Origin of the sequence: Thiohalorhabdus sp., from assembly GCF_036628635.1 — a bacterium.
Lineage (GTDB): Bacteria > Pseudomonadota > Gammaproteobacteria > Thiohalorhabdales > Thiohalorhabdaceae > Thiohalorhabdus.
This window is the reverse complement of the sequence record NZ_JAZKRM010000005.1, coordinates 86,856-99,797: the sequence shown is the minus strand read 5'-3', so window position 1 is coordinate 99,797 and position 12,942 is coordinate 86,856. Positions and strand designations below refer to the sequence as shown.

Annotated in this window: 11 protein-coding genes and 1 tRNA gene; 10 read left to right on the top strand and 2 right to left on the bottom strand. The window is 67.2% G+C overall.

Annotation, left to right across the window (positions count from 1 at the left end):
• Positions 1-64: 64 nt before the first annotated feature.
• On the bottom strand, positions 65-1,093 hold the full coding sequence (tsaD, locus tag V5A19_RS03310) for a tRNA (adenosine(37)-N6)-threonylcarbamoyltransferase complex transferase subunit TsaD (RefSeq protein ID WP_332319628.1): 1,029 nt from the start codon (positions 1,091-1,093) through the stop codon (positions 65-67).
• Positions 1,094-1,242: 149 nt separating this feature from the next.
• Here tsaD and rpsU point away from each other — a divergent pair, with 149 nt between their 5' ends.
• The 6 genes from rpsU (at position 1,243) to V5A19_RS03280 (ending at position 8,389) form a co-directional block, all read left to right on the top strand.
• Positions 1,243-1,476 carry a 30S ribosomal protein S21 gene (rpsU, locus tag V5A19_RS03305; RefSeq protein ID WP_332319627.1) on the top strand — a complete coding sequence of 78 codons (234 nt, stop codon included), beginning with the start codon at positions 1,243-1,245 and terminating at the stop codon, positions 1,474-1,476.
• 13 nt (positions 1,477-1,489) lie between these two features.
• Positions 1,490-1,936 (top strand): GatB/YqeY domain-containing protein, encoded by a 447-nt coding sequence (locus V5A19_RS03300; protein WP_332319626.1) that lies wholly within the window; start codon positions 1,490-1,492, stop codon positions 1,934-1,936.
• Positions 1,937-1,956: 20 nt separating this feature from the next.
• Positions 1,957-4,422 (top strand): endonuclease MutS2, encoded by a 2,466-nt coding sequence (locus V5A19_RS03295; RefSeq protein WP_332319625.1) that lies wholly within the window; start codon positions 1,957-1,959, stop codon positions 4,420-4,422.
• 21 nt (positions 4,423-4,443) lie between these two features.
• On the top strand, positions 4,444-6,261 hold the full coding sequence (gene dnaG / locus V5A19_RS03290; protein WP_332319624.1) for a DNA primase: 1,818 nt from the start codon (positions 4,444-4,446) through the stop codon (positions 6,259-6,261).
• Positions 6,262-6,365: 104 nt separating this feature from the next.
• Complete coding sequence (gene rpoD / locus V5A19_RS03285) at positions 6,366-8,228, top strand: RNA polymerase sigma factor RpoD (protein ID WP_332319623.1); 1,863 nt, start codon at positions 6,366-6,368, stop codon at positions 8,226-8,228.
• An 84-nt stretch (positions 8,229-8,312) separates the two neighbouring features.
• Positions 8,313-8,389 (top strand) — tRNA-Ile (locus V5A19_RS03280).
• Positions 8,390-8,814: 425 nt separating this feature from the next.
• On the opposite strand, the gene V5A19_RS03275 is transcribed toward V5A19_RS03280, so the two are convergent.
• Complete coding sequence (locus V5A19_RS03275; RefSeq protein ID WP_332319622.1) at positions 8,815-9,210, bottom strand: DoxX family protein; 396 nt, start codon at positions 9,208-9,210, stop codon at positions 8,815-8,817.
• A gap of 262 nt (positions 9,211-9,472) precedes the next feature.
• Between V5A19_RS03275 and V5A19_RS03270 the strand changes: the two genes are divergently transcribed.
• The 4 genes from V5A19_RS03270 to V5A19_RS03255 are packed head-to-tail and all read left to right on the top strand — an operon-like array spanning position 9,473 to position 12,930.
• On the top strand, positions 9,473-10,612 hold the full coding sequence (locus V5A19_RS03270; RefSeq protein ID WP_332327703.1) for an ABC transporter permease: 1,140 nt from the start codon (positions 9,473-9,475) through the stop codon (positions 10,610-10,612).
• Positions 10,613-10,625: 13 nt separating this feature from the next.
• Positions 10,626-11,429, top strand: coding sequence for an ABC transporter ATP-binding protein (locus tag V5A19_RS03265; protein ID WP_332318151.1), 804 nt, complete (start codon positions 10,626-10,628; stop codon positions 11,427-11,429).
• Positions 11,405-12,325, top strand: coding sequence for an MlaD family protein (locus V5A19_RS03260; protein ID WP_332318152.1), 921 nt, complete (start codon positions 11,405-11,407; stop codon positions 12,323-12,325). Before V5A19_RS03265 ends, V5A19_RS03260 begins: the two co-directional genes overlap by 25 nt.
• A complete protein-coding gene (locus V5A19_RS03255) occupies positions 12,322-12,930 on the top strand; it encodes an ABC-type transport auxiliary lipoprotein family protein (RefSeq protein ID WP_332318153.1) in 609 nt (202 codons plus the stop codon). Before V5A19_RS03260 ends, V5A19_RS03255 begins: the two co-directional genes overlap by 4 nt.
• Positions 12,931-12,942 lie beyond the last annotated feature (12 nt).

The window sequence follows — 12,942 nt, the reverse complement described above, 5'->3', positions numbered from 1 at the left end:
GCTGGAAAGTCGCCGAGCCTGTTTCTGCCAACTGCCAACTGCCAACTGCCAACTGAACACTGAGTTACCTCTCCGGCGGTTCTAGCTCCTCCAGCGGCCAGCGGGCCACGACCGAGCAGTCCCAGCCGTCACGCTCACCGGCGGCCAGGCGCAGGGCGCCGGCGTGGGCCACCATGGCGCCGTTGTCGGTGCAGAACGCCGGCCGCGGGAAATGCAAGCCCACCTCCAGCTTATCGGCACCCGTAGCGAAGCGTTCCCGCAAGCGGGCATTGGCGCCCACGCCCCCGGCTACCACCAGCCGTTTCAGGCCGGTCTCCTCAAGGGCCCGGGCCGACTTGCGCCACAGGGTCTCCGCCACCGCGTGCTGGAAGCTCGCGCACAGGTCCGCCACGAACCGGTCCGAGGGGCCGCCCTCGTCGGCCGTCTTGGCCTGGTTGAGCACGGCCGTTTTCAGTCCCGAGAAGCTGAAGTCCAGGTTGGGCTTGTCCACCATGGGCCGAGGCAGGTCGAAGGCGGCCGGATCGCCGCCAACCGCCGCTTCGGCCACTGCCGGTCCGCCCGGATAGCCCAGCCCGAGCAGCTTGGCGGTCTTGTCGAAGGCCTCGCCCGCGGCGTCGTCCAGGCTCTGTCCCAGCAGCCGGTAGCGGCCAATCCCGGCCACCTCCGCCAGCAGGGTATGCCCCCCCGAAACCAGCAGGGCCACGAAGGGAAATCCGGGCGCCTCCTTCTCCAGGGCCGGGGCGAGCAGGTGGGCTTCCAGGTGGTGGACGCCGAGGAAGGGCAGATCCCGGGCGAAGGCCAGGGCCTTGCCGGTGGACAGGCCCACCAGCAGGGCACCCGCCAAGCCCGGCCCCGCTGTGGCGGCGATGCCGTTGAGATCCCCGTAGTCGCATCCCGCATCGGCCAGAACTTGCTCGATCAAGGGCGCGGTGCGCCGGATGTGATCCCGGGAGGCGAGCTCCGGAACCACCCCGCCGTAGTCGGCGTGGATGGCCGTCTGCGAATGCAGGCGATGGGCCAGCAGGCCGTGGGTCTCGTCCCACAGGGCGACGCCGGTCTCGTCGCATGAGGTCTCGATGCCGAGGGTGCGCAAGGGTTGCTCGCTCCAGGGGCTGGACAGCCCATTCTACGGCTTAAGGCCCCCATCGGTCAGGCCTTGGGCGCGGCCATTTGCCAGGGGTTGAACAATCGGCGTAAAATGACTTGTTTTCCGGTGAAATGGGCAACAAGGAGAGGGTGTCTATGACGGCTGTCAAGGTACGCGACAACGAGCCGTTCGAGGCGGCGCTGAAGCGGTTCCGCAAGTCCTGCGAGAAGGCCGGTGTTATCTCCGAGGCGCGCCGGCGCGAGCGCTACGAGAAGCCCACCGAGGCCCGCAAGCGCAAGGCCGCAGCGGCCCGCAAGCGCCTGCTCAAGCGTCTGCGTCGGCAGCAGCGCCGCATGGAGCGCTCCGGCACCGGCTGGCGCAACCGCTGAGGCTCGTTATTTCGTGTCCCTGAAAGAGCGTCTCAACGACGACATCAAGGCAGCCATGCGGGCTAAAGAGAAGACCCGGGTGGGACTGCTGCGGATGCTGCAATCCGCCATCCGCAACGCCGAGATCGAGCAGGGCAGGGAGCTTTCCGAGACCGAGCACTACGCGGTGGTCAACAAGCTGATCAAGCAGCGCCGGGACTCGGTTGAGCAGTACCGCCAGGGGGGTCGCGACGACCTTGCCGACAAGGAGGCGGCCGAGGCCGAGATCCTCACCGAATATCTGCCCCCCGCTCTGAGCGATGCAGAGATCGACGACGCCGTGGACCAGGCCATTACCGAGGCCGAGGCAAGCGGTCCCCAGGACATGGGCAAGGTCATGGGCGTGCTCAAGGAGCGCTTACAGGGCCGCGCCGACATGGGGGAGGTCAGCCAGCGGGTCAAGGACCGGTTGGCTTCCTGAACTCGCTATCATCCGGGCACATGGCGGACACCACCTCCCCGATTCCCGATCGCGACATACCCCGGCAGGCCGAGGACCTGGCTAGCGAGGCCGTCCTCGGCCGCTATGCGTCCGGCTCCGGACCCCCACCCGATGATCCGCTCGAAGCCGAACGGGTGCGTCAGGTCCTGGCCGATCGCACCGCCAACGTCTACGCCGCGGAACGGGCCGCGGTTCTGGACCCGCTGGACGGTTACGAGGTCGTCGCCGACCGTCTGGCCCTGGCCGGAGCCGTCGCCCGGGAGACGGCCGAGGGGCGAGCGCTGCCCCGGTTGCACCTGCCCGAGATCCGGGAGGCCCTGGCCCGGGCAAGGATCGAGGACGCGGTGCTGGAGGCGGAAGAGCTGGCGGCCGTCCACCGCTTCCTGGGGGTGGCCGGCGAGGTGGAGACGGCGGCCGCGGAGGTGGAGGAACCCCGCCTCGCCGACTTCCTCGGTGACTTCGCCCGCCCCGATGAGCTGGTTCGCCACCTGGATCGGGTGGTCGATCCCGCGGGCGGCATCCGGGATCAGGCCAGCGACGAACTGGCTGGTGCCCGGGCCGAGGTGCGCCGCGCCCGCGAGCGGGTGCGCAGCCATCTGGAGGAGCGTGCCAACAGCCGGGGCCTGCGGCCGCACCTGCGGGACAGCCGCATCACCCTCCGCCAGGGCCGCTACGTGCTGGCGGTCAAGGCCGAAAGCCAGGGGCATGTAAAAGGTGTGGTGCACGCCGCCTCGGGCAGCGGCGAGACGGTGTTCATGGAGCCGCTGGAGGCGGTCCACCTGAACAACGGCCTGGAGCGGGCCGAGGCGGAGGCCCAGCGCGCCGAGCATAGAGTCCGGGTCCAGGCCACCAAGGCGGTGGCGCGGGCCCGCCAGGACCTGATCGAGGCCGCCGATTTCTTAGGGCTTCTGGACCTGCTGCGGGCCGGTGAGGCACTGCGCGGGGACCTGGGCGGTTCGGTGCCGGAGCTGGGCGAAGGTCCGGCCTTCGCCCTGGAGGGGGCGGCTCATCCCCTCCTGGTTCTGGATCACGGGCCCGATCAGGTGGTGCCTGGCGATCTGAGCCTAGGGGGCGACGCGCGCTGCCTGGTAATCTCAGGGCCCAATACAGGCGGCAAAACGGTCCTGCTCAAGACCGTGGGCCTGGCCCACTGGATGGCCTATTGCGGTCTGCCGGTGGCGGGGTCCGGTACGGTGGGCTGGTTCGACGATGTATGGGCGGTGATCGGCGACCAGCAGAGCCTGCAGGCGGATCTGTCCACCTTCTCCGCCCAGCTGGTGCGTCTCAAGGGGGTGCTGGCAGGCGTCGATGACCGGCGCCTGGTGCTGATCGACGAGCTGGGTTCGGGGACCAATCCCAACGAGGGCTCGGCGCTCGGCATCGCGGTGCTGGAACGGCTGCGCCAATCGGGCGCGGTGGCGCTGGTCTCCACCCACCTCGACCGGCTCAAGCACTACGCCGTGGCCCACGACGGGGTGGTCAATGCCGCCCTGGCCTTCGACGTCGAGCGCCTGGAGCCCACCTACCGGCTGGAATGGGCCCAGGCTGGGCGCTCCCAGGCCCTGGAGATCGCCGCTCGTCTGGGGCTGCCGGAAGACTTGATTGAATCGGCCCGCGAGGCTCTGGGCGAAGAAGCCCTGGAGGTTGAGCGCTTGCTCAACGAGCGCGACCGGCTGCTGGCCGAGGCGGACAGTGACCGGGCCGGTGCCGCCGAGGCCCGGGAGCGGGCCGAGGCCGCTGACCGGGAGGCCGCGGAGCTGCGCGCCCAGTTGGAAGCCGAGCGCCACCAGGCCTATGGCGAGGCGTCGGCCGCCTGGGCCGAGACCCTGGAGGAGGCCCGAGAGGAGGTCCGGGCCGTTATCCGGCGTCTCAAGGAGACTGGCAACACCGCCGAGGCCGATGCCGCCCTGCGTGAACTGGACAAGCGCTTCCGGGGGACCGGGGAGTCGGCCCCGGCGGAACAGGGAACCGGGGCCGCTGTCAAAGCCGACCAAGAGGTACAGGTGGGCGACAAGGGCCGTTTGGCGCCTTTTCGCAAGGCGGGCGAAGTGGTGGCCGTCGATAGCGAGCGCGATGAAATCGAGATGGATCTGGCGGGCAAGCGGGTGCGCGGCGAGTTGGCCAATTTCCAGCGAACCCAACGCGCCGAGCCGGCGACCCAGGCCGAGTCGGCCGGTGCCGTCCAGCGGGCCCCGGCCACCCCGGCCACCACCGAGATCGATCTGCGCGGCATGCGCCGGGAAGAGGCCCTGGCCGCGTTCCAGCACTTCCTGGACAATGCCTACAGGGCCGGCTTGAGGCAGGCGACCGTGCTCCACGGCAAGGGCACCGGCGTGCTGTCGGAGGCCGTGCATCAGGCCCTCGCCGCCGAACCCCGGGTAGCCCGTTACGGCCATGCCCGCCCGGAGGCCGGCGGTGCAGGGGTGACCGAGGTGGAATTCACCGGCGGCCAGAACGCTTCCTGAGCCGGGCGAGACGAGGGGCCCATGGGCCGTATCCCGCAGTTCTTCATCGATGACCTGCTGGGGCGGGCGGACATCGTCGAGGTGATCGACGAGTATGTCCCCCTCAAAAAGCAGGGCAGCAACTTCAAGGCCCGCTGCCCCTTCCATGAGGAGCGGACCGCCTCCTTCAACGTCAACCCAGAACGCCAGATCTTCCACTGCTTCGGCTGCGGTGCCGGCGGCAACGCCATCGGCTTCCTGATGGAGTACGAGCACCTGCGCTTCCCCGAGGCAGTGCGCGAGCTGGCCGGCCGCTACGGCCTGGAGGTGCCGGAGGAAGCCGGCGCCCCGCGCGAGGAAACGGAAAAGGCCGAGGCGGGCAGCGGCTTGGACCAGGCCACCCTGGCCGCGGCCAACGAAAAGGCGGCCCGGTTTTTCGAATACCAGCTGCGGAACCATCCCGAGGCAGGTGCGGTCCACAGTTATCTGCGCGACCGGGGCATCGACGGCGAGACAGCCGGACGGTTCCGGTTGGGCTTTGCCCCGGCCGGGTGGCGCAATCTGTTGGAGGCGCTAGGCACCGGCCAGCCGAGCCGCAAGGCCCTGGAGGAGCTGGGCCTGACCATCAGCCGCAATGGGTCGGTCTACGACCGTTTCCGGGATCGGCTCATGTTCCCCATTCGCGACCGCCGGGGGCGGGTTATCGCCTTCGGCGGTCGTGTCATGGGGGACGGCGAGCCCAAATACATGAACTCGCCCGAAGGCCCGCTTTTCCACAAGGGGCGCGAGCTCTATGGGCTGTTTGAAGCGCGCCAGGTCCTGCGCCAACAGGAGAGCGCCCTGGTGGTGGAGGGCTACATGGACGTTATCGCCCTGGCCCAGGCCGGGGTCGGTAACGCCGTGGCGCCCCTGGGCACGGCGCTGACCGCCGATCAGCTCAAGCTGCTGCTGCGGACGGTGCCCGAGGTGGTGCTGGCCTTCGACGGCGACAGCGCCGGCCGGGAGGCAGCCTGGCGTAGCCTGGAGACGGCTCTTCCGGAGGCGGGACGCGGCCGCAGCCTGCGCTTTTTGTTTCTGCCGGAGGGCGAGGATCCCGACTCCCTGGTACGGGCCGAGGGGGCCGAGAGCTTCCGGGCCCGGTCCGATCAGGCGGTGCCGCTGTTCGAGTTCCTCATCCAGGGGCTCAAGGAGCGGGTTAATTTGAGCGCGCCGGAGGGCCGTGACCGCCTATTGGAGCTGGCGGGCCCCCTTTACGGCCGCATCCGGGACAGCAAGCTCCGGGATTTTCTGGTCCAGCGCCTGGATGGCATCGCCAAGCTGGGCCAGAATCAGGTCCACCGCCACCTGGAGCGCAGCAAGGGCCGGGAGCGTGACTCCGGGGGCCCCGAGTCCGCGGAGCAGGTCCGGCGCTCGGCCGATTTCCTGTGGCGTCAGCCAGTAACGCGCCAGGCCCTGCTGCTGCTGTTGAGCGAGCCCCACGAGCTGGCGGCGGACGTCATGGCGGCTGCCGAGGATCTGGGGCGCCACCGCTCTGCGGGCATCAATCTGCTGCTCTCCGTGGCAGAGACGGTCCACGCCCACCCGGACATGAGCCTGGGGGCGCTGATCGAGCATCTGCGTGAGGTCCCCTACGGCGAGGGTGTCGCCGACCTCGCCGGCCATGATCCCGGGGTTCCCCCGGAAGGGCGCCGCATCGAGCTCCAGGGGTGTTTGCGCAAGCTCCAGGTGCATGCCATCAAGGCCCGCCTAGACGCGTTGGAGGAAGAGGCGCGGGTGGCCGCGTGGAGCGCCGATCAGGCGCGCGAATTTCAGGATCTCAAGCGCCAGGAGCAAGCGCTTGAACGACGGGGCACCCCCTGAGGGCGAGCCCTGGAAGGCATTGAGTATTGCCGCCGGTCCCGACCCGCGGCGTGTTTTTGGAATACCGACCCGAACGCATAGGTCCAGCCAGGAGGGATTGCCGCATGAGTAACCAGGCCGAGCAGCGCTCGGAGCTAAAGCGCCTAATCGCGCTGGGGAAGGAGCGCGGCTACCTCACCTACAAGGAGATCAACGACCATCTCCCCGAGGACGTCCTCGAGGCCGAGCAGGTGGAGTCGATTATCTCCATGATTGGTGACATGGGCATTGAGGTCCTCGATGAAGCCCCCCAGAACGAGATGCTCATCGGTGCCGCCGGTGGCTCCGACGACGATGCCGAGGAGGCCGTGGCCAGCGTCGAGGCCGATCTGGGGCAGACTTCCGACCCGGTCCGCATGTACATGCGGGAGATGGGCAGCGTGCCGCTGCTGACGCGTGAGGGCGAGATCGAGATCGCCAAGCGCATCGAGGAGGGCCGCAACCAGGTCATCCGCGCCCTGTGCAGCCTGCCCTCCACCTTCGACGAGGTGCTGACCCTGGCCGATGAGTGGGCCGAGGTCCATCGCCGCCTGGACGAGATCATCCAGGCCTTCGAGGACGAGGAGCAGCAGGAGGCCAAAGCGGGCGATCTCGAGCAGGAGGACGCCGCCCTCGATGCCGCCGTGGAACAGCTCGAGGACGAAGGCGAGGTTGAGGAGGCCGACGAGCAGGAAGCCAAGGAGGTCTCCAAGGAGGAGCTTGAGCGCCAGGCCGGCGAATTTTTCGACCGCTGCCGCCAGCTCTACACCGAGGCCCAGGAGGCCCGCCAGGCCGAGGGCCTGCACGCCGAGGCCTACCACGCCAAGCGCGACGAGCTCGCCGGCGAGTTCCAGCGGGTCAAGTTCAATCCCCGGCTCATCGACGACCTCGTCGACCGGGCGCAGGAGCAGGTAAACGAGCTCCGCCGGTCCGAGCGCGCCATCATGGAGCTGTGCGTGCGCGAAGCCGGGCTGGATCGCAAGGAGTTCCTGCGCGAGTTCCACGGCTGGGAGGGCCATCCCGAGTGGATCGACGAGCTGGTGAGCCGGGACCACGGCAAGGCCACCGGCCTCAAGGCGGTGCGTGAGCGGGTCCACGACCACCAGGAGAGGCTCCAGCGCATCGAGGAGCAGTCCGGCCTGCCCGTGCGCGAGGTCAAGGACCTGCACCGGCTGATCACCACCGGCGAGGCCAAGGCCCGTCGTGCCAAGACCGAGATGGCCGAGGCCAACCTGCGGTTGGTGATCTCCATCGCCAAGAAGTACACCAACCGCGGCCTGCAGTTCCTGGACCTGATCCAGGAGGGCAACATCGGTCTGATGAAGGCGGTGGACAAGTTCGAGTACCGGCGCGGCTACAAATTCTCCACCTACGCCACGTGGTGGATCCGCCAGGCCATTACCCGGGCCATCGCCGATCAGGCGCGCACCATCCGCATCCCGGTGCACATGATCGAGACCATCAATAAGCTCAACCGCACCAGCCGGCAGATGCTGCAGCGGATGGGCCGGGAGCCCACCCCCGAGGAGCTCGCGGAAGAGATGGAGATGCCCGAGGAGAAGGTGCGCAAGATCCTCAAGATCGCCAAGGAGCCGTTGTCCATGGAGACGCCCATCGGCGACGACGAGGACAGCGCCCTGGGCGACTTCATCGAGGACAAGAACACCGAGGCCCCGGTGGATTCGGCCATCAAGGCCAGCCTTACCGAGTGCACCGACGAGGTCCTCCAAGAGCTCACGCCGCGGGAAGAAAAGGTCCTGCGCATGCGCTTCGGCATCGGCATGTCCACCGACCACACCCTGGAGGAGGTGGGCAAGCAGTTCGACGTCACCCGCGAGCGCATCCGCCAGATCGAGGCCAAGGCCCTGCGCAAGCTACGCCACCCCTCCCGCTCCAAGCGGCTTTCGAGCTTCATGGAGGTGGACAGCGAGAGCAGCAGCGCCGGCTGAGCGTCCTGCCGGCCGGCGAGTTACCCCAGCGCCGTTGCCGCCGTTCCCGGCGCCCCCGGCCCTGGGGTAAATTTTTGCTTCCACGGGCCCGTAGCTCAGTTGGTTAGAGCAGGGGACTCATAATCCCTTGGTCCCCGGTTCAAGTCCGGGCGGGCCCACCAATAATCAAGGCCCCAGGCGAATTCGCCTGGGGCCTTTTTTACCGGACCGGATTGCCGCTAGGAAGCATTACAGAAGGCCCTCGGCCAAAGCCCCGGGTCGCAAAGAACAGGCCTTAACCATGGCCAGCCGAAGCCTGCCAGCGAGGCCCGGTCCATCTCTTTACCCACGAAGAACTCGTTGAATAGCTGGTTTACCGTAACCGCCGTTCCCATGGGAGCCATCAAGCGGTCCGGTAACAACGGGCATTGCGGTCTGGGCAGGAACGAGAAGGGCCGAAAGGCGGTGCCGGCTGGCTCGGGGCTCTGGCCATTCGGCTCCCCGGGCTGAACGAGACGGTAAGCCCCTATCCCTGCCTAGGCAGCCGAACAAGGAAAAGGCCCTCCGGCGGTTGCGGAGGGCCTTTTCAGCTACGGCGAACAGAGCCTCAACGCTGGTTGATGCTCAACTTGCCGGGACCGGTGAAAACCAGGGCCAGGGCGGTGAGTAGATACATGCCCTGGAGCTCGATCTGCCAGCCGCCGTGCTGGTTGAGCATCAGGATCTCGTCGGGGTGCATCAGGCCGATGGCGAAAAGCATGTTGATGGCGATCAGCGCCGCACCGATACGGGCGTGCCAGCCCAGCAGGAGCATGATTGGGGCGAGGATTTCGCCGATGAAGACCCCATAACCAATGAATCCGGGTAGACCGGCGCTCTCGGTGAGGCCGACGATGCCGCCGGCGCCCTCGGGGATCTTGGCAATGCCGTGGAGCAGAATCAGGACGGACAGGACCACTCTCAGGACAAGCTTGCCGAGGTTATCCGCAGTGGTTGGATGCATGATGGTTGACCCCCAAAAGAGATGTATCTTGCCAAAAGTAAGCCACTAATTGACCCGCGTCTAGGTGGCGGCTCCTGACCAATTCCGTTGGCGGATTCGGTGGCCGGGCCCGATTGGGGGCATCCCCCACTCTGGGGCCATGCTGGTGCCCCTGGCCGGACTGGTACACCTGCCCTGGGGGATTTGAATGACTGTCATCCTTACCCCAATTCCTGCTTTGGGCTAGGCTGGGGAAACCAGGGGTAGGTCGGAAAGCGGGGATATGCCCTCGGAACAGTTTTTGAGTCTGGAAAGGCAAGCCGGCCAGCTGGTAATCCGGGTTTTCGGTGACTGGGTGATCGAGAACGGGGCCGCCCTCAAGGAACGCCTTTCACAGGTGACTGAAGAGGCGAAGGGCTTCCCCTTTGTCCTTATTCGGTGCGGCAGCCTGGAGCAGCTCGATACCTCGGGGGCTTGGCTGCTGCAGGATGGGGTCCGAAATCTGGAGCAAGCTGGCTTCGAAGTCGAAGTGACCGGTTTCAAGGCGGTCCATAGCCGGCTTTTTGACAAGGTGGTGGCCGACCTCCCCGACCTGGTCGAGTCTCCCCGCCCCGGGCGGGAGACTCTGCTTGACGGTATCGAAAAGGTGGGGGCCTGGACCGTCTATGGCCTCCGGCACACCGGTAAGGCAACCGTCTTCCTGCTCCGGCTGTTGGCAACCCTGGTGCTGTGCCTGGTCATTCCCACCCGGCTGCGCTTCGGCGCGGTTGTGGCTAACATGCACCGGGCCGGGGTGAACGCCATCCCCGTGGTGGCGCTGCTGGCCTTTCTGATCAGCATTGTGTTGGCCTATCAGGGGGCGACCCAGCTAACCCGTTTCGGTGCCGAGATCTTCACCGTCAACCTGACGGTGGTTTCTCTGCTGCGGGAGATGGGTGTGCTGCTCACCGCCATTCTGGTGGCGGGCCGGTCGGGCTCGGCTTTTGCGGCGGAGATCGGCTCCATGAAGCTCCACGAAGAGACCGATGCCATGGAAACCATGGGCATGGACCCGTTCGAGGTCCTGGTTCTGCCTCGGGTCATGGCGCTGGTGATTATGGTGCCGTTGCTCACGGTCCTGGCTGATCTGGCGGGGCTGGTAGGGGGGGCGCTGTCGGCCTATATGCTCATGGGGCTCTCCCCGCTTTCCTACCTGGACCAGGTGGAGTCGGCGCTGACCCCGTGGACCTTCTGGGTGGGGCTGATGAAGGCCCCGGTTTTCGCCTTCCTGATCGGTACAGTGGGTACCTTTTGGGGCATGCACGTCGGCGGATCCGCCGAAAGCGTGGGGCGCTCAACCACCGTGGCAGTGGTCCAGTCCATCTTCCTGGTGATCACTGCCGATGCCGTTTTCTCCATCCTTTTCACCACCCTGGGCATATAGGACGGCTCCGCCGATGCCCCATGTTGCTACCGGTGAGCCGCTAATCCAGGTCCAGGGCTTGGCGAACCGCTTCCATGATCGGGTGGTTCACGACGAGCTCGACCTGAACATCCTCAAAGGCGAGATCCTGGGGCTTATCGGGGGCTCCGGAAGCGGCAAGACGGTGCTCGTGCGCAGCATACTGGGGCTCAATCGGCCCCAGGCGGGCCAGATCCTGTACCAGGGCCGCGATATCCTGAAGCTCCCCCACCGTAAGCGCATGCGCTATCAGCGCCACTGGGGCATGCTTTTCCAGGGAGGGGCCTTGTTCTCGGGGCTGACCGTGGGGGAGAACGTCGAGCTGCCCATGCGTGAGCATCTGGGTGTTCCCCGGTCCATCCGCCGGGAGCTGGCGGGGTTCAAGCTCCACATGGCCGGCTTACCGGCCCATACCGCCGACCAGTTCCCGGCCGAACTCTCCGGCGGCATGGTCAAGCGGGCGGGGCTGGCCCGGGCCTTGGCCATGGAGCCGGAGGTGGTTTTCCTGGACGAGCCCACAGCGGGCTTGGATCCCATCGGGGCGGCCGCCTTTGACGAGCTGATCCAATACCTCCGGGAGGTCTTGAATCTCACGGTCGTAATCGTCTCCCATGACCTCTATACCCTGGTTCATATCTGCCAACGACTCGCCGTGATTGTGGATAAACGCATCCGATCCGGGACCCTGTCAGAAATGTTGGCAAGCGGTCACCCCTGGTCCCGGGAATACTTTCACGGGCCGCGCATGCGGGCCATACTCGGCAAGGATGAGGCATGGAACGGGATGTCCGCTACCTGACGGTAGGGCTGGTGGTGGTCCTGTTGATGGCCGCGTTTGCAGGGTTCGCGGTCTGGCAGGCCGGTACTTATCGGACCAGCGACCGGGATCGGTATACCGTCCCGTTCGAAGGGGGCGTCGGCGGTCTCAGCCAGGGCGGTCGCGTGCGTTATCGGGGTGTTGAGGTGGGCCGGGTCCTCGAGGTGCGCGTGTCTCCGCAGAAGCCCGATGTCGTGGCAGTCGATGTCGCTGTTGAGCCCATTACGCCCGTAACCGAGGACACCGTGGCGCAAATCAAGCCCCAGGGCATTACAGGTCTGTCCTACATCGAGCTCACCACCGAGGCCGCCGGGCCACCCCCGCCCAAGCCCGAGGACCGGCCCTACCCGGTGCTTGAGGCCCGGTCTTCCCAGCTGGACCGGCTGATCGAGGACCTCCCCGAGACTGCCGAGCGGGTAACGCGCATCGCCGAACGCCTCGAGCGGGTTCTGTCCGAAGACAACCTGGCCGAGATCGGCCGGACCCTGGCCAATGCCCGCAAGCTGTCCGGCCGCCTCAACCGGTTGGCCGAGCGGGCGGGCGGCCTAGTCGCGAAGGCGGAAGGCAGCTTGGAGGAAGTGGGTCGCACTGCCGGCCAAGCCAGGACGACCCTGTCCGAGGGGCGGGAGCTAATCCCGGATGTGGAGGCGGCCCTGACCCGGGTGCGCTCCCTCAGTACTCGGCTGGACCGCCTGACCCGCAGCAACGCGGACCAGATCGACCGCTTCGCCGGGGAGGGCCTGGAAGAGATTCGCCTATTCCTGCGCGATGGCCGCAGCACCCTGGCCGAGATTAAAGCCTTGGCCCGGCAGCTGCGTAATAATCCCTCGCAGCTGGTGGTTCCGCCGGAAAAGGGCGGCCTGGAGGTCCCCCAATGATCGGGTACGCTCCTACGCTTGGGCTGCTGTCCGCCTTGTTTCTCAGTGCCTGCGTTTCCCTCCCCGAGGCGGAGGCTCCGCCCGAGCGCTATGTTCTGACCCCGATCGGCCTCGAGGAAGCCACCACAGTGCCTGGCCGCATCGAGGTGGCCAGTCCCGTGGTGCCGGCCGGTCTGGCTTCCGACCGCATCGCTGTTATGCGCGGGGGGCGGCGCCTGGACCACTTCGCCGGTGCCCGCTGGGCGGCGCCCCTGCCGCAGCTGGTCCGGGATTTCCTCATAACTAGCGTGGAAAACCGCCTGGGGGCGGCTGCCTGGGCCTCGAGCGGCGCCCCGGCACGTTACCGGCTGGTCACCGCGGTGCGGGATTTCCAGGCGGAATATCCCCAAGGCTCGCAGGCTCCCCCCACGGTCCGGATGACCCTGATCGCCGTCCTTTGGGACCAAAGCCGAGGTCGGGTGGTCCTGCGCCAGCGTTTCGCCGCAAGCCAGCAGGCGGAGGCCAATCGCCTCGAGGCGGTAACGGCCGCGCTGGAGGGCCTGCTTCAGCAAGCCTCCGGTGCCGTCCTCGCCCGCACGGCCCACCGTCTGGGGGGCAATGCCTAAGCGGCGCCGGGA